Annotated in this window: 16 protein-coding genes and 1 pseudogene; 4 read left to right on the top strand and 13 right to left on the bottom strand. The window is 63.1% G+C overall.

The annotated features are described in order from the left end of the window. Window positions 1-190: 190 nt before the first annotated feature. Window positions 191-856: pseudogene (locus AB8C10_RS03370) on the top strand (potassium channel family protein); the annotation flags it as partial. A 225-nt stretch (window positions 857-1,081) separates the two neighbouring features. After that, window positions 1,082-1,735 (top strand): potassium channel family protein, encoded by a 654-nt coding sequence (locus AB8C10_RS03375; protein WP_070675151.1) that lies wholly within the window; start codon window positions 1,082-1,084, stop codon window positions 1,733-1,735. Between the two features lie 125 nt (window positions 1,736-1,860). Here the strand turns inward: AB8C10_RS03375 and AB8C10_RS03380 are convergent, their stop codons facing one another. The 5 genes from AB8C10_RS03380 to AB8C10_RS03400 all read right to left on the bottom strand — a co-directional run bounded on the left by AB8C10_RS03380 (window position 1,861) and on the right by AB8C10_RS03400 (window position 5,056). After that, on the bottom strand, window positions 1,861-2,667 hold the full coding sequence (locus AB8C10_RS03380) for a DUF3159 domain-containing protein (RefSeq protein WP_368866832.1): 807 nt from the start codon (window positions 2,665-2,667) through the stop codon (window positions 1,861-1,863). After that, window positions 2,657-3,196 carry an asparaginase gene (locus tag AB8C10_RS03385; protein ID WP_070688861.1) on the bottom strand — a complete coding sequence of 180 codons (540 nt, stop codon included), beginning with the start codon at window positions 3,194-3,196 and terminating at the stop codon, window positions 2,657-2,659. The genes AB8C10_RS03380 and AB8C10_RS03385 overlap by 11 nt, the downstream gene beginning before the upstream one ends. Next, a complete protein-coding gene (locus tag AB8C10_RS03390; protein ID WP_311449123.1) occupies window positions 3,196-3,987 on the bottom strand; it encodes a DUF3710 domain-containing protein in 792 nt (263 codons plus the stop codon). Before AB8C10_RS03390 ends, AB8C10_RS03385 begins: the two co-directional genes overlap by 1 nt. Window positions 3,988-4,065: 78 nt before the next feature. Next, window positions 4,066-4,512, bottom strand: coding sequence for a dUTP diphosphatase (dut, locus tag AB8C10_RS03395; RefSeq protein WP_044142235.1), 447 nt, complete (start codon window positions 4,510-4,512; stop codon window positions 4,066-4,068). Window positions 4,513-4,756: 244 nt separating this feature from the next. Beyond that, window positions 4,757-5,056 (bottom strand): DUF4193 domain-containing protein, encoded by a 300-nt coding sequence (locus AB8C10_RS03400; protein WP_005506382.1) that lies wholly within the window; start codon window positions 5,054-5,056, stop codon window positions 4,757-4,759. 326 nt (window positions 5,057-5,382) lie between these two features. Here AB8C10_RS03400 and sepH point away from each other — a divergent pair, with 326 nt between their 5' ends. Then, window positions 5,383-6,528, top strand: coding sequence for a septation protein SepH (gene sepH / locus AB8C10_RS03405; RefSeq protein ID WP_368866833.1), 1,146 nt, complete (start codon window positions 5,383-5,385; stop codon window positions 6,526-6,528). A 140-nt stretch (window positions 6,529-6,668) separates the two neighbouring features. Here the strand turns inward: sepH and AB8C10_RS03410 are convergent, their stop codons facing one another. Then, entirely contained in the window at window positions 6,669-7,934 is a 1,266-nt protein-coding gene (locus tag AB8C10_RS03410) for an alkaline phosphatase family protein (RefSeq protein WP_368866834.1), read from the bottom strand. A gap of 96 nt (window positions 7,935-8,030) precedes the next feature. Further along, entirely contained in the window at window positions 8,031-8,624 is a 594-nt protein-coding gene (locus tag AB8C10_RS03415; protein WP_005506389.1) for a DUF5998 family protein, read from the bottom strand. A gap of 320 nt (window positions 8,625-8,944) precedes the next feature. On the opposite strand from AB8C10_RS03415, the gene AB8C10_RS03420 reads away from it, so the two are divergent. After that, the gene (locus AB8C10_RS03420; RefSeq protein WP_368866835.1) at window positions 8,945-11,470 is read left to right on the top strand and encodes a DNA topoisomerase (ATP-hydrolyzing) subunit A; all 2,526 of its coding nucleotides are present in this window, start codon (window positions 8,945-8,947) and stop codon (window positions 11,468-11,470) included. Between the two features lie 208 nt (window positions 11,471-11,678). Here AB8C10_RS03420 and AB8C10_RS03425 read toward each other — a convergent pair whose 3' ends face one another. From AB8C10_RS03425 to AB8C10_RS03450, 6 genes are all read right to left on the bottom strand, one after another. After that, entirely contained in the window at window positions 11,679-15,650 is a 3,972-nt protein-coding gene (locus AB8C10_RS03425; protein ID WP_368866836.1) for an ATP-binding cassette domain-containing protein, read from the bottom strand. Window positions 15,651-15,828: 178 nt separating this feature from the next. Next, entirely contained in the window at window positions 15,829-18,063 is a 2,235-nt protein-coding gene (locus AB8C10_RS03430) for an ABC transporter ATP-binding protein/permease (protein WP_368866837.1), read from the bottom strand. Continuing rightward, entirely contained in the window at window positions 18,060-19,187 is a 1,128-nt protein-coding gene (locus AB8C10_RS03435) for an efflux RND transporter periplasmic adaptor subunit (RefSeq protein ID WP_368866838.1), read from the bottom strand. Before AB8C10_RS03435 ends, AB8C10_RS03430 begins: the two co-directional genes overlap by 4 nt. A gap of 44 nt (window positions 19,188-19,231) precedes the next feature. Continuing rightward, on the bottom strand, window positions 19,232-20,173 hold the full coding sequence (locus AB8C10_RS03440; RefSeq protein ID WP_368866839.1) for a multidrug transporter: 942 nt from the start codon (window positions 20,171-20,173) through the stop codon (window positions 19,232-19,234). 216 nt (window positions 20,174-20,389) lie between these two features. Further along, on the bottom strand, window positions 20,390-21,460 hold the full coding sequence (gene cydB, locus AB8C10_RS03445; protein ID WP_368866840.1) for a cytochrome d ubiquinol oxidase subunit II: 1,071 nt from the start codon (window positions 21,458-21,460) through the stop codon (window positions 20,390-20,392). Window positions 21,461-21,481: 21 nt separating this feature from the next. Further along, window positions 21,482-23,053 (bottom strand): cytochrome ubiquinol oxidase subunit I, encoded by a 1,572-nt coding sequence (locus AB8C10_RS03450; protein WP_368866841.1) that lies wholly within the window; start codon window positions 23,051-23,053, stop codon window positions 21,482-21,484. Between the last annotated feature and the right edge of the window lie 96 nt (window positions 23,054-23,149).

Raw genomic sequence — 23,149 nt, forward strand, 5'->3', positions numbered from 1 at the left:
ATCCCAACGATTCCTCACGCTGTTAAGGCTATCGGTCGCGGCTTCAAAGCTCAATTTTATTCAGCCGAATAGTGGGCATTGCGAGCGGAATATCACGGGGCATCGGCGCGGAGGCTCACCCGCCCATTACACTGGTAGAGGTAGGCGGTCATGCCTTATCGCCATAAAACATCAACACTCGGAGGGATGTATGCCTCACTTCGTCATTATGGGTGCCGGACGCGTGGGCGTCATGCTGGCGCGCACTCTGGAAGCTTCGGGGCATACGGTCGCCGTCATTGACCAGGACGAACGTGCTTTCCAGCCGCTGCGTAAGGGCTTTGAGGGCCGCCTGGTTACCGGTGTTGGTTTTGATGAGGACACTCTCAAGCGTGCCGGCATTACCGAGGCGTACGCTTTTGCCGCCGTCTCGTCAGGCGATAACTCGAACATTATTGCCGCCCGCGTGGCGCGTGAAATGTTCAAGGTGAAGAATGTTGTGGCGCGTGTGTACGACCCGAACCGCGCCGAGTTCTTCCAGCGCATGGGTATTCCTACGGTGGCGTCGGTGCGTTGGTCCACCGACCAGGTGCTGCGCCGCCTGCTGCCCGAGCAGGCGCTCAAGGGCGACTTCCGTGAACCCTCGGGCCGCCTCATGCTCACCGAAATTCCGCTCGACGACGGCTGGGCTGGCCACGCGTTGACCAGCATCGAACGTGCCGCCGGGGTGCGCATCGCCTACATCACCCGCTTTGGTGAGGGCATGCTCCCCCGCCCCGATTCCGCCTACCAGCAGGGCGATAGCGTGCACGTGATGATGCGCACCGACGACGTCGCGGACGTAACCCGCATTCTCTCCCGCCCGCCGCGCGTTGAAGATGAAGAAATGGAAGCGGACTACGCCCCCGCATCCGGTCACCGCAAGCACCCCCACGCTCCGAAGAAGCCCGCCGAATCCGGCGTGACGATCACCCCCGAGCAGGAGCGCAACGAAACCCCCGTTGTCGAGCACGAATTCCATCTCGGTGACACTCCCCCGGAGCTGCCCGACCCCCTCGAACTCATCGGCCGCCATCGTGACTCCTCGAAAGGTGAGAAGTAAGTGAAGGTCCTCATTGTTGGTGCCGGCTCCGTGGGTGCCTCCATCGCTAAAGAACTCATGATGAACGGCCACGACGTGACCATCATCGACTCCAAACCCGAAGTCAAGAAGCGCGCCGACCTGCCCGGCGTGCGCTGGCATATTGGTGACGCCTGCGAACTGTCCGTGCTGCGCCAGGTGCACCCGAACAAGGCGGACGTGGTTGTTGCCGCAACCGGTGACGACAAGGCAAACCTGATGGTGTCCCTGCTGGTGCGTAGTGAGTTCGGTGTGCCGCGCACCGTGGCGCGCGTGAATAACCCGCGTAACGAATGGCTCTTCGACGACTCCTGGGGCGTGGACGTTGCCGTGTCCACCCCGCGCCTGATGACCGCCCTCGTCGAGGAAGCCGTGGAAGTCGGCGACGTGGTGCGCCTGCTGACCCTGCAGGCTGGCGGCGCGACCCTCGCCGAGTACACCGTGCCGGATGACCACCCCGTCATCGGTTACCGCGTGGATCACGTGCAGTGGCCCGTCGATACGGTGCTCACCGCAATCCTGCGTGACGGCGCCCCGATCCCGCCCAGTTCCGACGTGGCGATTGAGGGCGGCGACGAGCTGTTCTTCATCACAACCATTGCCGGTGAGGACCAGATCCGCGCACTGTTCGCATAAGCGTTTATGCGCAAACTTTTGCATAGCGTTTATACGCAAGTTTTTGAGGAGGCGAAAGCCCCGGTCACGGGTACCGGGGCTTTCGCGTACTTCTATGAAGTTCTTCTACATATGAAGTTGTGGAGTTAGCGGCTTTCTGAACCGTCAACTTCGGCAGCTTCGGAAGCTTCGGCAGTTTCGTCAGCCTCGGGGTCCTCTCTCACCGGTGCCTCCTCGGGAGCCGACACGCGCCAGGCAAGCCACACGCCCAAAGCGTACAGCGGCAGACCCATAATCAGGCGGGTCGCGCCCAGCGCCTCCACATTATCCGCAAAATACAGGGGCACCTGCACGGCAAGGCGCAGCATCATCAGCACGGTAATAATCCAGGTCGCCAGCATGTACTGGCGCAGGCGCACCGGGTTCTGGCGCCAGCTCAGCGCCTCACCGCGAATGACCGCAAAAATCAGGCCCATCAGCGGCCAACGCACCAGCATCGACAGCAGATACGCCAGGATGTACACGCCGTTCGTCCAGAAGCCCACCACAAAGTAGTCGCTCGCATTACCGGTACGGTACGCGGCAAACGCACAAATCGCCACGCCCACCAGACCGGTCAGCGCACTCACCAGCTTAGAGCCCTGCACCAGACGAATCAGCGTGAACACGCCCGCCGCAGCCAACGCCGCAATCAGGGACAGGTTCAGTTCCTTCGTCACGGTGAACAACACCAGGAACGCCACAGCTGGCAGGGAGGATTCCACCAGGCCGCGCCAGCCGCCGATAGCGTGCAGAATATCCACATCACCGTTGGCGGTGCGGCGCATATTCGCACCCATGGAGGCGCTCAGGCTCTGCGCCAGCTGATTCTCCTCCCGCGCCGGGTCAGCAGCCGGGCTAGTTGCGGGGTTAGCGTTCGGATCGGGCTGGGTCGAAGACTGCTCAGCGCTCATGTTTTCCCTTCTCAGCAAAGAATTGCGGCACGATCTCATAGCGCGGGTTATAAATCACCGGCTGATGAGCCCTCACCGACACCACACCGGAACAGCGCAGCAAGGCACCGGCAAGCACGCCGGGCACCATCCGCTGCCCCTGCCACTTCAGCAGCACCCTATCGCCCGGGTTGAACGGCGCATACGGTGGGAAAGACACCTCGTGAGGCTCCTGCACCGCCACAGTCGCCAAAGATGCCGTGTTCAAATGGTGCTGCTTCTCGAGGTCCTCGGACTCCTCCTCGAAATCCTCACCGGGCGGCTCCACAATCGGCATACCAATCAGCGCCAGCGGGCTCGACCACTGCAGGGGCTTCGACTTAGCCACCACCAGCTCGGCACGGTACATCGGCTTATCCTGCAGCGCAGGCAGCCATACCTGCTCCACGCGTCCGGCAAGGCGTACGCGAAAGCGCTCGGGGTACCCGGGAGCAAGAATCTGCTCCTCTGGAACCGCGAGCGCACTCGGGTAGTTCGAAAACTCAGGCATTAGCCAATCTCGGTAATCTCAGGGCCGCGGCGAGGCATCGGGCGCAGCTTGCTGTGCTCGTTCTCGGTCTCTTCTTCCACGGCGGGCTCTTCCTCAGCCACAACCAGGTCGGCGGGCAGAGTCATGGGCAGCAGTTCGCGCGGCGGGCGCGGGTCGTCGCCGCGGTCCACCACGACGGTGCGGAAAACTTCCTCCACGGAGGCGGCAGCCTTATCGTCGCCGAGCACAGCCGCGCCGGAGATGACGCCGCGCAGGAACCAGCGGGGACCGTCCACGCCCACGAAGCGGGCGATGCGCTCGCCGGGCTGACCGTCCGGGGTGAAGGCGGGCAGGCGGGTCAGCATCTCGGCACCGAATACGCCGGCGTAGATTTCGACGTTGCCGCCCTGGGAGGCGACGGACTCGGTCAGGTCGTGACGGATGTCGTCCCAGATGCCGGTGGTGCGCGGTGCGGCGAATGCCTGCACCTGCAGGGTTGCGCCGTCGCGGGTGATGGTTGCGGCGATGACGGCACCGGTTGCGTCGTCGGTTTCGAGGCGCAGGTTCATGCCGTCGAGCAGCTTGATGCGCAGCGCACCCAGGTCGACGTAGTCTTCGAGGTCTTCGGCGGTGACTTCTTCAATGTCGTGGGGGCCGTTGACGCGGTCGTACTTAATGACCTCGGGAGAGTTCTCCTCTTCCTTCAGCTCCTCAACCTCGACGTTGGTCTCTTCGACCTCTTCGGCGACAGCCTTGTCGATGGCGGCCTTTTCAGCCTCCTCGGCGTGCTTCTTTTTACCAAATCCGAACATGGTATTCCTACTTTCACCGCACGCAGGGTGCGGGGGGGGTTCTTCTCTTCTCTCGTGCCGTTTCGCGGTGAGAGCAGACTAGTGGATTCCGCTGGAGCCGAAGCCGCTGGAGCCGCGTTCGGTCTGTTCCAGTTCATCCACCACGGTAAAGGTTGCGTGCTCGTACTTCTGAATGACCAGCTGGGCGATGCGGTCGCCGCGCTGCACGTGGAAGGACTTGGTCTTGTCAGTGTTGAGCAGGGTGACCATCAGCTCGCCGCGGTAGCCGGAATCAACGGTGCCGGGTGCGTTCACAATGGTGATGCCGTTCTTGGTTGCCAGGCCCGAGCGCGGGTGCACCAGACCAACGTAACCTTCGGGCAGGGCGATTGCCACGCCGGTGGGTACCAGGGCGCGTTCGCCCGGCTCCAGTTCGAAGTCGATGCGGGAGCGCAGGTCAGCGCCAGCGTCGCCGGGCTTTGCGTAAGCGGGTGCGGGCAGCTCGGGGTCGAGCAGCTTAATGTGGACGTTTACGGGGGTCATCATGGTCAATACTCTAACCTTTCGCGGGTGTCTGTGCCATTACCTCGCGCTGTGTTGAGGCTCTACTGCGGGGTGTTTGGGGTGCGTGTTCGCGTTCAGCACGTGCCGCGGCGTGCCGTGCTGGGTACGACGCGGCGCTGTTTGTGTGTGTGCGCGCGGCTTTCACATACTCAACGGGGCGGGTGCACTCGGCACTCGCCCCGTCATGAGGTGTATGTCGGGTGGGTGTTATCCCTTCCCTAAAGTTTTAGCCCTCGCACTCGATGCAGTAGGACAGGCCGCCCTCTTCGCGCGCAATCTGCGAGCGGTGGCGCACCAGGAAGCAGGATGCGCAGGTGAACTCGTCGTCCTGAGCGGGCAGAACAACAACGTTCAGCTCCTCGTTGGAGAGGTCAGCACCGGGCAGCTCGAAGCTTTCTGCTGCGCTGTTCTCGTCTTCGTCCACCGCACCGGACTGCATCTCGGAACGGCGGGCGTTCAGCTCCTCGTAGGACTCTTCGTTCTGCTCTTCGTCCTGCTTGCGAGGTGCATCGTAATCAGTTGCCAAACTTTCACGCTCCGTTGGTTCTGTGGCTGTGTGTTGGACTAGGCCACGCTGGTTTAATGAGTGCTCTAGGTGCCGCTGGTGTGTAATTAACCCCGACGGCATGCCAGGTATTGTTCACCATTGGCACCCTATTTGTCTAATCCTGGGTAGGCTTTGGACTGTTTAGGCGTCACATTCTAGCTTTTTCGGTGCGAAAAGTACATCTTTTTTTGGTGAAAATCCCGCCTCCGCTACTGATTTACCGCGCTTTCACGGTACCCTGGTAGGTAGTTTGCGTTCCGTGCAACACATTCACGAACGCGTCCGGTTCACCTATGGAGGTTCTCATGCTTGAACTGCGTCTGATTGGCGTTCACGATGACGGCGAAAATCTGGTGCTTGAGTCTGCTGACGGCACCCGCTTTTTGTTGCCGATTGACGCGAACCTGCGCACGAGCATCACCAAGGCTCGCCGTATTCAGCCCGCCCGCGGTCTGGGCGCTAAGGGCACCTACGGTCCGCGCGATATTCAGACCCGTTTCCGTCAGGGTGCCTCCGTTGAGGAAATCGCTGAAGAGTCCGGTTGGGAGCCGGAGCGTGTGCGCCGCTACGAGTGGCCGATCGTTGCTGAGCGTGCCCACATTATTCGTGCCGCTCAGAGCGTGAAGATTGGTCGCCGTAGCTCCGCTTCGGGTACCGCACAGATTCCCGTGACCCTGAGCTCCCGCATTGAGGAAGTCTCCGAGCGTTACGGTTTTGAGGACGCAACCCAGGACTGGACCACCCGCCAGCAGGAGAACGGTCAGTGGCGCGTTGAGGTTGATATTGCGCTGAAGGATTCGGTGCGTCAGAACCTGCCCGCGCAGGTGGTCTTCCCCGCACGTTGGGTGTACAACCCGGCGAACCAGGGCTTGTACGCTTCGAATGAGGCGGCGTACTTCCTGATGGGCAATAGTGAGGACGCTGTTGCCGCCGCCGCGAAGAAGGCTCCCGTGGAGGTTCCTCCCGCCCGCCTGCCGAAGGCACCCGAGCCCGCACCGGCACCCCTTACTTCCTCTGAGAGCGCTGATGAGCGTAAGCTCAAGGAGCTTCTGGAGCGCGCCCGCTCGGTGCGCCCGGCGCAGGTTGAGGAGCCCGAGGTGTTCGTGCACCGCGAGCCTGCCCAGCCCGCTCAGCCCGCTGAGCCTGTAGCACCGGCTACGCCTGCGCCTGTAGCTCCTGCTGCTCCCGAGCCCTCGGCAGAGACCACCGACCCGCTGGCTGTGGATTCGGAAGCACCCGCTGAATCCGTTCCGGTCGAGTCCTTCACCCTCCCGGCACCCATCGAGGACGCACCCGCAGCTGAGGCTGCTGAGGCGCCCGTTGCTGAGGCGCCCGCTACTGAAGCACAGCCTGAGCCCGCACCCGCAGAGAAGCCCAAGCCTTCCTCCTCGAAGAAGCAGCGCGTGAGCGTTCCGGCATGGGATGACATCATCTTCGGTAGCCGCAAGTAAGCGAGCGCCCTCGCGCCGCATAAAGGCATCTAGACATACGAAAACCGCTGGTTATTCACCCGAATAACCAGCGGTTTTCTCTATCTTCTCAGCCTGATCTTCTCAGCCTATGCCCTCTGACGCTTTAGAAGACTAGTACTTTAGAAAGTCTTGAGCATGCGCAACGGCACCAGACGCTCAGCGTCCGTCAGCGAACCGTGCTGACCAACCATGTGCAGGGCACGCTCCTGATAGTGGCGCATATCGTACAGCGCCCAGTCGTCGCGAGCGCACACCATCAAATCGCCAATGCGGCCGCGCGCCGCATCCGTGATGACCGGGCCAAAGTAGCCGGCACGCATCAGTTCGCGAGAGTCAATCACCCAGGCGCGCTCGCCCCAGTACTGCGCCCAACGCTGAGCGGTGGCGGTGCGTGCAGCATCCGAGGTGTCTTCCAGGTACAGGTGCACGGCACGCGGTTCACCGGCGGTCATTGCGATGTTGCGGGTCAGCTCCTCCACGCCAGAGTAGTCGATGCGCTGATGCTCGGGCACGTTCACCATGCCGTGATCGGCGGTCACGAAGAGCGCCGCCCACGCCGGGGCACGCTCCGCCAGACGCTTCAGCGCCGAGTTCAGTTCCTCCAGCTGCTGTAGCCATTCGTCACTGCCCACGCCGTAGCGGTGGCCCGCCGCGTCAATCTCGCCCCAGTACAGGTACACGGTGGTCGGGGTGCGGCTGGAGAGCGCTTCCAGGGCGTAGGTGACGCGGGCGTTATAGCCGACGGCGTCCACAAAGTCGCCGCCGCGCAGCGCCGCCTCCGTCAGACCCGTGCCGCGGTACTTACCCAGCGAAATGGTCAGCACGCGGCGGTTCGTATGGTGGCGTTCCAGCACGGTCGGCAGCGGCTGCCAGGCGTGCGGGTCCACCGACTGATCCCAGCCGGAGAGGTGGTTCATGACCGAGCCCGCTCCCCCGTTACCAGCCGGGTTGCGCACCTCGTAGCCGGCAATGCCGTGCGCGCCAGGTGCCGTGCCGGTACCCAACGAGGTCAGGGATGCGGCGGTCGTGGTGGGGAACGCGGCGTCCAGTGGTCCCAAGTTCAGGGTCTTACGCAGGGCGGGCGCGTAGCCGCCGTAGCTGTTGATGAGCTGCTCGCCCAGACCGTCCACCATGACCACGCAGGCGTGGCGGAAAGACGCCGGATCAACGTCATGCTCCGCGAGGCGACCGGCAAGGTTCAGCGGGTCGGCAACAGCGTGGAACGCCGGGTCGGAATCCAGGGCGTGCGCGGGGCGCGCCAGGCTTCGCTGAGCCACCAGAGAGGAGGCGGACTCCAGCACATCGGCGATGCTATTGCTGCCGTAGGCGGGCGCGGGAGGCAACGGCGCGCCCAGAACATCGTGCAGGGTGGTCTGTACCGTCATAAGGTCCTCTCAGGGGTGTGGCGGGTGTGTGAAAGTACGGGGCACCGCGCGGTCTGTTACTGTGCGAGCGCTACCACCGGTGCTTATCAGTGGTGCTTATCGGCGGGTTGCGTACATGCGGGCACGGTGCAGAGCACGGGCAAAATGCTGCGCACGCTGAACCGACTCCGGGCCGTCAGCGGTCGCAGAAACACGCACCGCAATGTCCTCGCGGCGCGCATCGCCGGTGAAGCCGTGGTCGGCGTTGCACTGCGGATCCTGGCAACCGGCAGGGGCCAGCTCCATGTGCAGCGAACCGGTCCACGCAATCTGGAAGGAAATCTCAGTCGGGGCGGTGCTACCGGCGTTGTACGCCTGCGGCTGGCTGAAACCATAGCTGATGGTGACCGCGTTCAGGGCGCTCAGGTGCACCGCCTCCACGCTCACATGCGCCACGGTGCCCTGCGCGTCACCTTCAAGGTGCTGGTCGTCCAGGTGCGCAAAGATGACGTGCTCGCCGCAGAGCACCATCACGGTGATGTGGCGGTGAAAATCATCGCGGGAGAAGTGGGTTTCATGCTGTACGAAGTGCGCGTCCGGGTTCATGCCCGCCAGCGCGTCATCCACCACTTCCAGCACGAGGTCGGGGTAGAAACCGGCATGCTTAATGTCTGCGACCAGTTGCTCGCGTTCGGGGGTGGTGGCGTACATCGTACCTCTTTCGTGCTGTGCCCTCATGAGGCGACGTCGGTCGGCGCACACGATGAGGGCGGTTAGGTATTACTCCCCTCTACCTTAGAGGGTTCCAGCCGGGCTGTGCTACTTGACCACGCTAATACAGGCTCATATGACGGCGTGTACTCCCCCGGCACGCTTCTGTCAGAGCCCCTTTGACACTCACGCTGCGCTTCGGTTAGCACCCCGCGACCGTCTTGGCGCACCCCACAGATGACGCTGACCAACCAGCCCGATTCATCCGCTCCCACCCGCTAAAATAGGAGGAGCGAAAACACACCGACACGAGGAGATATATGGCTCGCCGATCCAAATCCACCGTCAGCGACTACCCGGTGGATGTGGTAGAGAATATCGTCGACATCGACGTATCCGCCGAGATGGAAACCAGCTTCCTGGAATACTCCTACTCGGTGATTTATTCGCGCGCCCTCCCCGACGCCCGCGACGGCCTCAAGCCCGTGCAGCGCCGCATCCTCTACATGATGCAGCAGATGGGCCTGCGCCCCGACAAGGGCCACGTCAAGAGCGCCCGCGTGACCGGCGAGGTCATGGGTAAGCTCCACCCGCACGGCGACGCCGCCATCTACGACGCCATGGTGCGCCTCGCTCAGCCCTTCGCACTGCGTCTGCCCCTCGTGGACGGTCACGGTAACTTCGGCTCCCTCGACGACGGCCCGGCGGCCGCCCGATACACCGAGGCGCGCATGGCACCCGCCGCACAGGCGCTCACCGCGGACCTCGACGAAGACGTCGTCGACTTCGTACCGAACTACGACAACCAGTTCATGCAGCCCGCCGTGCTACCCGCCGCGTTCCCGAACCTGCTTGTCAACGGCACCACCGGCATCGCGGTCGGCATGGCAACCAACATGGCGCCGCACAACCTGCGCGAGGTCATCGCCGGTACCCGCCACCTCATCGCCCACCCCGAGGCGACCCTCAAAGACATCATGAAGTTCATCCCCGGCCCCGACCTGCCCACCGGCGGCACCATCGTGGGCCTGAGCGGAATCCGTGACGCCTACGAAACCGGCCGAGGCACCTTCAAGACCCGTGCGAAGGTCTCCATCGAGCAGGTCAGCCCCCGCAAGCAGGGCATTGTCGTCACCGAACTGCCGTACATGGTCGGCCCCGAAAAGGTCATCGAAAAGATCAAGGACGGCGTCAACTCCAAGAAGCTCACCGGCATCTCCGACGTGGTCGACCTGACCGACCGCACTAACGGCCTGCGTCTCGTCATCGAAATCAAGAACGGCTTCAACCCGGAGGCGGTGCTCGCCGCCCTCTACAAGCACACCCCGCTCGAGGACTCCTTCGGTATTAACAACGTGGCACTCGTGGACGGTCAGCCGCAGACCCTCGGCCTGCTCGACCTGATGCGCGTGTACATTGACCACCGCCTGAACGTGGTCCGCCGCCGCACCGAATTCCGCCTGGGCAAGCGCACCGACCGCCTGCACCTGGTGGAGGGTCTGCTCGTGGCAATCCTCGACATTGACGAGGTCATTCAGATTATTCGCGAGTCCGACGAGACCGCCCAGGCACGCGAAAAGCTGAAGGTCGTCTTCGGCCTGACCGACACCCAGGCGAACCACATTCTGGAGTTGCGCCTGCGCCAGCTCACCAAGTACTCCCGACTGGAGTTGGAAGCAGAGCGCAACACCCTGCAGCAGGAAATCGCGGAACTGCAGCGTATCCTCGGCTCCGATGCGGCGCTGCGCGAGCTGGTCTCCGACGAGCTCGCAGAGGTCGCCGAACGCTACGGCACCGACCGCCGCACCCAGCTCAAGACCAAGGACGACATGCAGGTCGCCATCGAGGCGGTCACCGCGCAGTCCAAGGCGAAGAAGAGCCTGGGTCTGGCTCTTGAGATTGCCGACGAGCCCTGCTGGGTGCTGCTCTCCGCCACCGGCATGATGGGACGCACCCCCGGCAAGCCCATCCGCGAGGCCCTCGTGGACCCCGGCAAGCGCTTCAAGCATGACGTGTTCACCTCGATTGTGCCGACCACCGCGCGCGGCGAGATTGGTGCCGTCACCTCCGCCGGACGCATGGTACGCCTGTCCGTCATGGACATTGCGGTGCTGGACGAGAACGGCGGCACCCCCTCCATGGCGTCGGCGGTGAAGGCAACCGAGCTGGTTCCGCTCGCCAAGGGTGAGAAGCTGGTTGCCCTCGTACCGCTGAACACGGTGCTGGCGATGGCCACCGCCGGCGGCGTCATCAAGCGCCTCAACCCGGATTACCCGCTGAACCAGACCGAGTGGGACATCATGAAGCTCAAGGACGGCGACGAAATCGTAGCCGCCGCCCCCTGCCCCACCGACGATGCGGTGCTCACTTTCGTCACCCGTGATGCGAAGCTGCTGACCTTCGACGCCGCCAAGGTTCGCCCGCAGGGACGCACCGGTGGCGGTATCGCGGGCATCAAGCTTGCTGACGGCGACCGCGTGATTGCCCTGGGCGTGACCGCCCCCAGCGACGCGGCGGAGGTCGTGACCGTCACCAACGGCAAGGACGGCCTGGCGAGCGCCAAGGTCACCGCCCTGGCCGAGTACCCGCAGAAGGGCCGCGCAACCGGTGGCGTGCGTGCGCACCGCTTCCTCACCGGTGAGAGCCAGCTGGCTCTGGCGTGGGTGGGCGTGGGCCCGGCGAAGGCGGCGTCCTCCGGCGGTGTGGCTCGTTCCCTGCCGACCGAGCACGGTGCCCGCGACGGCTCCGGAGTGATGCTGACCCAGAGCATCGGCGTGATTGGCCCGAACTACGCGGCTGTTTCTGCTGCGATGGCGGTAAGCCCGGAGGGTGAAAAGCTCTTCTAGGCGCGCCGTTCACGGCCTTTCGACCTTAGGTTGCTAACGAAGCCTGGGGGAATCCGCGCAGATATAACGCGCAGAAATATGAACGCGCAGAGATATAAACGCTCAGAGATATAAACACGTAGAAAGGCCCCGGTACATCAGTACCGGGGCCTTTCTTCATGCGCAATCCGCACGTGACGCCTGCATCAGATGTGTTTAGAGGCGGCGTTTAGAGGCGAACCACCTCATCGCAGCGGGCAATATCCTCAGGACGGTGCGACACCAGAACCGTAGCCACGGAGCTGGAGCGGGTCGCCGCATCCAAGTCAGCCATCAGCGCGCGAGCAGACTCAGCGTCCAGGTGCGCGGTCGGCTCATCCAGCAGCAGCACCGGCGAGTTCACCAGCAGGGCACGAGCCACCGCCAGACGCTGACGCTGACCACCCGACAGGAAGGAACCGCCAGCACCCACCGGGGTGCGCAGACCCTGGGGCAGAGCGTCAAACCACTCGCCCAGACCCACACGGCGCAGAACCTCAATCAGCTCTTCTTCGCTCGGGCGGTCTGAACGGTCACGAGCCAGCATCAGGTTACCCTCAAGGGTCGACTCGAAAATGTGAGCCGCCTGCGGGCACCACGCCGCGTAGCCGCGCAGCTGCTCGCCCTCCAGGACCTCACCGGAAGCCAGCACGCGGCCGGACTCCAGCGGCAAGAAGCCCAGAACGGTTGCAAGCACCGTGGACTTACCGGAGCCGGAGGGGCCGGTCACCGCAGTCCAGGAGCCCGCGCGAGCGTTCATGTTCAGGTCGGTGAAGACCGGGTGGTCCATGCCGGGCCAGCGGGCGGCGGCGTCCTGCAGGCTCAGGGCCGGTTCGGTGGCCTTTACGCCGAGCTCCTGCGGGGTGCCGCAGGTGACCAGGGTGGGTTCGCCGGGCTTCGGCGGGCGCGGTGAGCTAGCCTTAGACTCCGCCTTAGTGCCAGCCGCAGATTCGGGTCGGTCAAAGCGGTGGGCACGCTGACGGTCAGCCTCCAGCAGCTCCTCCATCTCGGCCTCCGCGCGGGCACGCAGACGCTCAACACGACGCGGCAGAACGTGGGTGTCCACCTCAGCCTCGGTCGGCACGGAACGCTTCAGAGTCGAGACGGCAACAATACCCTCCAGGGATACGTCGCGCACGCTCGGGGCAATCGTCGCGAGCAGGCGGCTAAACGCGGGCCAGGAGCGGACCGCCTCAACATGGCCCAGGGAGCTTTCCAGCATACCGGTGCACAGCAGCACCACAATCGCCGCTTCGGGGGCACGCACGGTGCCGTCAACAGCCAGCGGGTACGCAATGATTGCGCTCGCCAGAGCCGCACCGAACCAGCTCAGGGTCACGAGGGTACGACCCACGCCCTGAGCGGTCGAGCCCTTCTGCAGGGCGGACAGGTTCTCGGCGTCCAGGGCGCCGTTAGCCTTCTCAGCGGTGGTTGCCACACCGTTAGCGCGCAGATCCTCAGCAGCCGAGAGCATGCCGGTGCCCAGGCGCAGCATCTGCGCGGTAGAGCGGCGAGCCAGCGCCTCCGCACGGGCATCGGCGCGCAGCACAATCCACGGAGCCACAAAAGTGCTGACCAGCACGGCAAGCAGAACCGGGATCAGAGCCTGCGGCAGGATGCACGCGGTCGTAATCAGCGCCGCGGTCATGACCAGCAGGTGCGCAGCCGGCGGGATAATAACGCGCGGCACGCCGTCACGCAGCTCATCAATACCGCCCACGAGGCGTTCGAGCAGCGCGTCACCGCGTAGCAGGGCACGCACGCTGCTCACGCTCTGCCATGCGCCAACCCAGGCGCGCAGGCGCAGAATATTTGCGGCGGCAAGAACCTTCGAGTGGGTCATCAGACGCTCAGCGTAGCGGGCGCAGGCACGACCCAGACCGAAGAAACGCACGCCCACAATGGCGACCATCAGGTACATCATTGCCGGGCCCTCGGCGGCGCGAACGATCAGCCAGCCGGACAGTGCGGTCAGTGCCGCAGCCATCAGGGACGTAATCGCAGCCATAATCACCGGGCCGGTTGCGGCGCGAACGCCAATACCTGTCAGTTCCTTCAGAGTGCGCAGGCTTGCGAACAGGCCGGCAGGCTCGGCTTCCTGAACCTCGGCAGTTGCGGAGGCGCCCGCCGGGGCGGTGCTTTCAGCCTCGTACTCCGCCTTGTCCTTGAGCAGGTGCGCGGGGGCTTCGGCGGGAACCGCAACGCGGGCGGTGTTCGCTTCGGCGGTCCAGGTGTAGCCCTGGGCGGTCTGCACGGCACGAACGAGGGTGTCGCAGCCAGCGGCAAGCTCCTGCTCGTGGGTCACAATCAGCACGGTTGCGCCCAGTTCCGCCAGGCGGTGCAGGGCGCGGGTCACCAGGTATGCCGAGTAGGCGTCCAGGTGCGCGGTCGGCTCATCCACCAGGACGGTCAGCACGGTCTGCTCACCGCCAGCACGGTAGATAGCCTCGGCGCGAGCCAAGGTGCGTGCCACGGCGAGGCGGCGCGCCTGACCAGCACTGAGGGCACCGGGCTCAAGGGCGGTGAGCTTCTCCATGCCCAGCTGAGCCAGCGGACCAACCAGCAGAGCAGACTCGGCATCGGTGACGGACAGCTTCTTGGAGTCCATCGCCTCACCGAGCAGAGCGGCTGCACGCTCACGCTCAGCCTCGGTAGCGCTCAGTGCGTAGAGCGCCATTTCGGTCTGCACGGTCGGCGCGGTGAAGACCGGCGACTGCGGAATCACCAGGGTGGTGCCCAGGCCGGTCACGCTACCGGTCAGGTGCACGGGCTCCTTCGAGCCGGTGGGCACCAGGCCCTCACGCACGGCACCGGAGAACACGTTCAGCAGAGTGGACTTACCGCAACCGGACTCGCCCATCACGCCGATGACCGCGCCGCGCTCACCGTTGGCAGTGGCAACGCGACGGTTCAGATTCAGCGACAGGTTAGTCAGCACGGCAGGACGCGCCGGGTAGCTCACCGACAGGTCCTCAACAGAGATAGTGGAAGGCTGGGCCTTCTGCGCTGCCGAATCCTGCGCAGTCGAGTCCGCAGCGGGGGCGGGCAGGGGCGCATCAATAATCTTCTGGGCGCTACGCAGGGCGGCAACGCCGTCCTCCGACTGGTGGTAGGCGGCACCCACATCACGCAGCGGCTGGTAGCACTCGGGAGCCAGCAGCAGCACGAGAATTGCGGTGTCCAGGCCCAGGGTGCCGTTGACCAGGCGCACACCAATCAGCACAGCAATCAGCGCCACCGAAATGGTGGTGATGAGCTCCAGCGCGAGCGAAGACATGAAGGCGCTACGCAGGGTCTGCATGGTGCGTTCACGGTAACGCTGACCCAGGGCGTTCATGGCGCGGGTCTGTGCACGTTCGCGGCCCAGACCGATAATGACGGGCAGGCCGCGCACCAGCTCCAGAATATGGTCGGAGAGGCGGTGCAGTTCAGCCTGCGCTTCTGCGGTTTCGTCGCGGGTGTTCTTACCAATCAGGATCATGAACACCGGAATGAGCGGCAGGGTGCACGCCAGCACCAGGGCGCTCATCATGTCCAGGGACGCCACCACAATCCACAGCAGGATCGGCACAACCGCGGTGGAAACAAACGCGGTCAGGGTCTTGGTGTAGTAGTCATCCAGCGCATTCAAGCCGCGGGAAAGCAACACAGCGGTCGCGCCGGTACCTTCGGGGGTGTCTGCGCCACCGGTGGCGAGCACACGCTTGAGCAGCGAGGAACGAATCTGAGACTTCGCCCCGGAGGCGGCACGCTGCGCGCTCACAGCCAGCAGGTAGTCGGTGCCCGAGCGGACGAGCAGCGCAATGACGGCGACCGCAATCAGGCCGGGGGTGATGGTATCTGCGTCACCGAAGATGCCACCGAGGCCGAGTAGCCAGCCGCCGTGCGCCTCCAGCTGCGCCTGCGCGGAGCCCGAGAACTCAATGTAGGCGCGGTACACATCCGGGGCGCTGGTCTCTTTGAGACGCGCGTGTTCGGCTGCAACAGCGGCGAAACCGGCGTGTGCCGCCCGGGCAATGATTACAGCCAGGGCGGCACTGAAAAGCACCGTTGCGAGGGTGTGCACGGCGGTGATGACGCCGAACGTGCTGAGGGTTTTACGGGCGTCAGGGCCCAGGGGCGGGCGACGGTCAGCGCGGTCGTTGCGCTTTCCTTCGGTCACCTCTGGTGCCTCGGTGTTCTGATGTTTGTCAGCATGACGCGGTGTGTGCGTTCGACTCACGTGTTGTCCTTAGTCTTCTGCTGTTTTTACCTCCCATTAGTTTAAGGCTTGGGCTATCTAATACCTATTTGACCAGTCGGGTTTCAGCTAATTGGTTGCCCCCCACCCAGCGCAGGCTCTAGCCGCGCATCGCGTCGGCGGGGCTCTTGCGGGACGCCACCCACGCCGGGTACGCCGAAGACACCAGACCGGTGAGGGCACCAACCCCCACGCCGAGCACCACGAATCCCGGGGAGAGAATCGCCTGCCAGCCCTGCACGAGCGAAAGAATAATAGTCGCAATCATGCCGGAGCAAGCGCCGATGGAACCGCCGAGCACGCCGAGCATGACGCCTTCCATGAGGAAGATGCGGGCAATCAGCCATTTACTCGATCCGATGGCGCGGCGCAGCGCAATCTCTGCGGTGCGCGATTGCACGGACAGATACATTGCGGTTGCCGCCGAGAGGGAGGCGAGCACCAGCAGAATACCGGAGAGCACACCCACGTACAGGCCCAGATCCGAGGCGATAGACGCGCGCAGGCTCTGCAGGTCGGAGGGGGTTTCCACGTTAATCTGGCTGGGTTCAGCGGGCTTGAGGGTCAGCGGAATGGCCTTGGCGACCGCTTTGCCGTAGCCCCGTTCGGTTTCGGTAATGTAGGTCACCTGGCCGCGTCCGGTGCGCTGAAGTGTGCCCGGCGAGACAATGACCGAGTTCCTGAATTCGTAGCCGCTATTGCCGGGGTCGAAGAGGCCAATGACCGGCATCAGCTGGCCATCCACCCAGATACTCACACCGGGTGCCACCTGCGGCAGCCCACCGAGTTTAATGCCGTAATCGACGGTGGGCAGCTCGCCGGGTCTGGGCTCGGTTGTGGCGTTATCTGCCGCCTTATCTTCGGGAATAATGCCGAGGGCACGGGCAGCGGAGACCGAGACGATAGCGCCGGAGAGCTGCTCGGAGCGTTCACGGTCGGCAACGTTCTGCTGGGTGAGGGTCGAGTTCATCTGTTCGAGCGCACGCAGGGTTTCGGGGTTCATGCGGGCACCGATTTGCTCGAGCCTGGTCTTCGAGGTGGAGCTGAGGCCAATCGCCGTTTTGGGTTCGTCCTCGTAGGGGCTGAACCGGGTGATTCGCACGTCGGCGGGTGCCACGCTACTGACGAATCCGGTGTTCTTCACGTAGTCCAGCGCGCTAATGCGGTCGGCAACATTCTGCGCGGATTCACCCTGCCGGTAGGTTCCGAGCATGTTTTGGTCATTGTCCCTGTCGCTGATGTAGAGCGTGGATTGTTCGGATCCGAGCAGGCGCTGGTTCACCTGGTAGCTGGCGGATTCGCTCATGCCGGAGGCGCTGATGAGTCCGCCCACGCCCAGCGCGAAGGACAGGCCCAGCAGCAGGGTGCGTAGCGGTCGTGAGGTGAGCGCCGAGATCGCCTCGATGCTGTCGTCGGTGAGGAAGCTTCCGCGACGATGCGTAGCGGGCTTCTCCCCCGGTGCGAGGCTGGCGGGGGCATTCACAGGGGCATCTACCGTGGCTTCCGCCGGGGTGTCTGCTACAGACGACACAACCTCGGCAACCGGCACCGTAGCCAAGTCGGCGCGGCTCTGCTCGTGCAGCCGCCCATCCTCAATGCGGATCACGCGGCGGGCGGCAGCGGCAACCTCCGGGTCGTGGGTAATCACCAGCACGGTACAGCCGGTGGCGTTAATGCGCTGCAGAATCTCAATGACCTTGGCGCTATTGTGGCTGTCCAGGTTACCGGTGGGCTCATCGGCAAGAATCAGCGGCGGACGCGTGGCGAGGGCGCGGGCAATGGCGCAACGCTGCTTCTCGCCGCCGGAGAGGTAGCGGGTGCGGATGCTAGCGCGATCGCTCAACCCCAGAAACTCGAGGGTTTCTTCGGTGCGTTGCAGGCGCTCGCTGTAGGGTACGCCCTGCACGCGCAGGCCCATGGAGGCGTTGGTCGTGCTGGTTTCGTCCAGCAGCATGTTCGAGGATTGGAAGATGAAGCCGAGGTGGTCTCGGCGCATTTCGTCGCGTTCTCTGTCGCTGAGTCCTTCCGTGTTTTTGCCGAAGAGGCTGTAGGTTCCGCTGGTGGGTGTGTCGAGCAGGCCAATCGCGTTGAGCAGGGTTGATTTACCGGAGCCCGACGGACCAATAATGGCGAGGAATTCGCCGCGTTCGACCACCAGGTCGAGGTGGTCGAGGACGGCTCGTTCGCTCCCCTCGAAAACACGGGTAATGCCGTGCATTTCGATAGCGGGCGCGGTACCGAGCCCGGCGGCAGGTGTAGCTGCGGACGCTACGTTGGGCGCAATTGTAGGCGCACGTCCCGGGCTTGTGTCTGGGGTTATCTTACGGCGGCTCATGAGACAAGCACCTTCTGTCCCGTGCTGAGGTTCGCGTTGATGGCGGCGTATCCGCCGGCGGTGCGTAGAACCTCAACGTTGACTCGTTCGGTAGCGGGCGCATCCTTGCTGGTCGAGGTGGAGCTTCCGCCCTTTTCAACGAGCACGTAGGTGCCCTGGGAGTCCTGACGCACCGCGGTAGTCGGCACGGCGAGGGTGGTTGAGGTGTTGCCCTTACTGGTGATGGAGGCGCTCTGCCCCGGAGTGAGTTTGCTCGGGTCGTCGGCGCTGAATCGCACGCTCTTTGCCGCACCCTTGGAGGGGTCGTTCTGCAGCTCACCAATGCTGGTGATGGTGCCCTCCACGCTGCCGGTGGAGGTGCGCAGGCTAACGCGGTCGCCGGCCTTGAGCTTATTGGCAACGGAGAGCTCAACGCTGGATTCCACGTAGGGTTCGCTGGTTTCTACGCTCGCGATGGGGGTGCCGTCGTTAATGAGCTGACCGACCGCGGCAACTGCGGTGACGGTGTGGCTACCGGCGGGCAGAATCGCGTAGTTGCTGCGGGCAATGCTGGTGACCCCCTCGCTGGGCACGCCGGTCAGGTGCGCGCGGTGCAGGCGCGTGACGGCGTCGAGGGTGTCTTCGGTGACGGTGCCGCTCAGCTCGGTGGCGTACCCGGCGGAGTTCAGGGCCTTCTGGAAGGCGAGCACGTCGTCACCGTTATCGCCCAGGTGGAGGTCGCGGTACAGCGGTAGCGGCCCGTCCAGCACGAAGACGGGGTCGGCGCCAATGATGCCGATGAAGTCACCGGCCTTGAGCACGTTACCGGGCTTCTGGTTCTGGTAGACGAGCACCGGCTCACCGTTGGTGCGCGCGCTAATCGGGGCGGTCTCTCCAGCCTTGGTGGTTCCGGCAATGGCGAGGCCCTCGCTGACGGTTCGTTCTTCAACCTTCGCCCAGACCGGAATCACGGTTTTCGCCTGCACGGCCGGGTCGGGGCCCGTGGCGGCGTAGCGGGTACCAAGGTAGAAGGAAAGCATGAGCGAACCGATGGCGAGGATTGCCAGCAGCAGGAGCACGCGGGGTCGGGCGATGCGCTCGCTGAAGCGGTGCCCGCTGTTTTGGTTTTTCGTGTGAGTGGTCATGGCGGTGTCTTTCTGTTCTTTACGCCGTAGTATGCTGTCTCGAGTTACTGGTGCTCCAGAACGTACTGCTTGAACTTCTCGTCACGCTCACGTTCTGCCTTGCGGTCCTGCTCAAGCTGCGACTGGTACTTGCGGATGAGCGGCATCTGATACTGTGCCTCCAGGTCGTAGAGCTGCTGACTCATGCCGACCTGCTGGTTACATTCAGCCTGGATGGTGGCGATACGAATCTCTTCTTCGGAGGCGGGCTCGTTGTAACCGCCGTTCTTGCTCTGCTGCTCAGCCAGCGGGGATTCCTCGGCTACCTCCCCTGCCTTAATGGGGGTGAGCCCCCGGTCAGAGACGCACTGCTTCCACTTCTCTTCGAGCTCGCGGTGCAGTTTGCTACCGTAAACGGCGCTACCCGCCTCAGTAGAGATACGACTGTATGTGGACTGCACGTCGTTCTCGGGCCTCTTACCTTCGGGTACCGCGGCGTCCAGGGTCTCGCGGGCCTTGTCTTCACATTCGATGATGAGCCTCTCCTCGGGGCTGAGGCTTGCCCCTGGGGTGACGGAGATGGGAGCTTTGGCGTTGGGGTCTCGCTTCTGAAAACCGTACTTCTTGGCGTACTCGACGTTCCAGGGACCGTACTTTCGTCCCAAATCGCCACGCGGCGCGCTTTCAGATTGGGGAGCTTGGTCGGGGTCGGTGTAGCTCTGCCCGTGTTCGGCGTAGCACTGCTTAATGGCGATTTGATAGGCCGTGTATTCGTAATGAGTGCCCAGCTCGTAGTAGAGGTACTCGTCCAGGGGCATCTTCACGATGTCCTGTTCCGCGTCAAAGATGGCGTGGACGCTTTCGTCACGTTCCAGCGGCGGGTTGAAGAGCGAGCAGGCACTCAGCGGGAGCACGCCGATGCAGAGCAGGGCGCCCGTGGTGAGCAGGCGGCGGCTCAAACCGGCGCGAGGGGCGGGTGCAGTGGAGCTGCGATTGAGGAACTTCATCGTTGAACCCCTTTCATAAGAGTGAGTTGTACACCACATTACACTTTTTGCTCCTTGCCGCGCCTTAAATCCGGGGGGGGTGTGCACCAAAAATTTTTGCGCGCCCACTCGTCTGCCGAGAGCTACATCCTCTGCGGGAATATCCTCTGGGGGCATAGAAAAATCCCCCGAACTTCTCAGAAGAGAAATTCGGGGGATCCTTCAATCAGCTACATGCTACTTGGTCGGCAGTTCAGCCAGTTCGGTAGCGTCGTGAGCCTCGGGGATGTGATCCACGTGCAGACGCTTACGGAAGACCCAGTAGGTCCAAGCCTGGTAGACGAAGACGACCGGCAGACCAAGGCAGGTCACGAAGGTCATAACGCCCAGGGTGTACTCGGAGCTGGATGCGTTCGCAATGGTGAGCGAGTATGCCGGGTCCAGGGTGGAGGGCAGAACGTTCGGGTACATTGCGGTGAAGATTGCCAGCGCGCCGAATGCGAGGAACACGGACAGGCCTGCGAAAGCGCGACCCTCACGGCCACCCTTTGCGGAGATCCAAGCAATCAGAACAGCAACCACAGCCAGGATGGTGCACAGCCAGGAGACGCCGTTACCGGTGGTGAAGTCCAGAGCCAGAACCCATGCAACGATCGGCAGCAGCAGGACGGGAGCCCAGCGTACCAGGGTGTTGCGGGCACGGTCGCGGATGTCACCGTCGGTCTTCAGAGCGACGAAGGCAAGACCCTGAACCAGGGAGAAGCCAACGAAGCCCAGACCGCCGAGCAGAACCGGCAGGGAGACCCATGCGAAGGCGCCGCCGACGCGGTCACCATTGTCGTTGATGGGCAGACCCATGGAGGTCAGGCCCAGCAGAGCACCGACGAGCAGTGCGATGAAGAAGGAAGAAACAGACAGAGCGATGTTCCAGTTACGGATCCACTTCTCGTCGTTCTTCTTACCGCGGTATTCAATTGCGACCACGCGCAGAATCAGGAAGACCAGCGCGAGGGTCAGAGGAATGTACAGAGTCGAGAAGAGGGCTGCGTACCAGATGGGGAATGCAGCGAACAGAGCTGCACCGCCGGACACAAGCCACACCTCGTTACCGTCCCAGACGGGGCCGATGATGTTCAGCAGCAGACGACGTTCCTTCTCGTTCTTGGTGAACTTGGAACCCATCAGCATGCCGACGCCCAGGTCGAAACCGTCGAGGATCAGGTACATGATGAGGAAGACGCCAATGGCGACAAACCAGAGGGTGGGCAGGCCAGGCTGACCGGCAAAGATATTGAAATCAAAGTTCATGGTGAATCAATCCTTACCCGCCTAGTAGGCGAACTCCAGCACATCGCGCTTGGACTTGTCGTTGGACTCGTCCTCGTGGTGCGACTGAACCAGCTCGGGCATTGCTGCCACCACACCGGCCTTGACGTACTTGATGAGCAGGTAAACCTCAACCACCATCAGCACGCCGTAGAGCAGGCCCAGGGTGAGCAGGGAGAAGAGGATTTCTTCACCGGAAACACCCGGGGAGATAGCTGCTGCGGTGAACAGGTGGATCGAGGGGTCACCCTGAAGGTTCGGAGCCACAACGAAGGGCTGGCGGCCCATTTCGGTGAAGATCCAGCCGAGGGAGATAGCGAAGAAGGGAGCCAGGATGGACCAGACTGCAACGTTCTTGAGCAGCTTGGACTCGGGGACGGTGCCCACGCCCTTCTTACGGGTTACCCACAGCGCGTAGAGGTAGAGGGGCAGTACGACTGCACCCAGACCAATCATGCCGCGGAAGCCCCAGTAGGAGACCTCGAGGGAGGGCAGGTAGTCAATCTTCTGACCTGCACGCTCGCCGTAGAGCGGGTTGTTGGGCAGGTTGGTGCCGAACTTAGCTTCGTACTCGGGCAGCAGGGTCTGAATACCCTTCACCGGGGTGTCGAAGTTGTCGTGTGCCAGGAAGGACAGCACGCCGGGGACCTCGATGATGGGGGTGATCTTGTCGCAGCTCTGAGCGCCGAGCTCGCCGATGGTCAGAACAGAGAAGGCGGTACCGTCGTGGCACGCAGCTTCTGCGGCAGCCATCTTCATGGGCTGCTCGTGGATCATCATCTGTGCCTGCAGGTGGCCGGATGCACCAACACCTGCGAACGCGAGGAGACCAACGACTGCGCCCAGGCGCAGGGACTTGATCCAAACCTGGAAGTCCTTCTTGTCTCGTGCGCCCTTGTCGGACTCACCAACGACGACCTTGCCGTCAACGACCTTGTCGATGCCGTCCTTGCGGCGACGCCACAGCTTGTACCAGGCAATACCGACCAGGAAGCCACCGGCAACCTGGATGGATGCGGTGATGACGTGAGAGAAGGTCACCCATGCGAGGGGGTTCATCAGCACTGCGCCAATGTCGGTCATGCGGGGACGACCGTCAATCATTTCTGCACCGACGGGGTGCTGCATCCAGGAGTTTGCAACCAGAATGAAGAATGCAGAAATCCAGGAGCCGAGAACTGCCATGAACAGACAGAAGGCGTGGACTGCGGGCTTGAGGCGGTCCCAACCGAAGATCCACAGACCAAGGAAGGTCGACTCAACGAAGAAGGCGAAGAGGCCTTCCATTGCCAGCGGAGCGCCGAAGACGTCGCCGACGAAGCGGGAGTATTCACTCCACGCCATGCCGAACTGGAATTCCTGAACCAGACCGGTGGCCACACCCATAGCGAAGTTAATGAGGTACAGCTTGCCCCAGAACTTCGTCATGCGCTTGTATTCGTCCTTCTTGGTACGAACGTAGCAAATGTACAGGTAGGTCACCACAAGGCCCAGACCCAGAGTCAGCGGAACCATGAAGAAGTGGTAGACGGTGGTAATACCGAACTGCCACCTACCAAAATCAAGGGGATCCATTGATAGGTCCTTACTATGTGTGTACTTAATGTGCGTTTGTGCCAGATTTCGGGTAGTCCACCATCGATGGAGGGCATACGAGAGTTACTGACACAG

Origin of the sequence: Rothia mucilaginosa, from assembly GCF_964210535.1 — a bacterium.
GTDB lineage: Bacteria > Actinomycetota > Actinomycetes > Actinomycetales > Micrococcaceae > Rothia > Rothia mucilaginosa_F.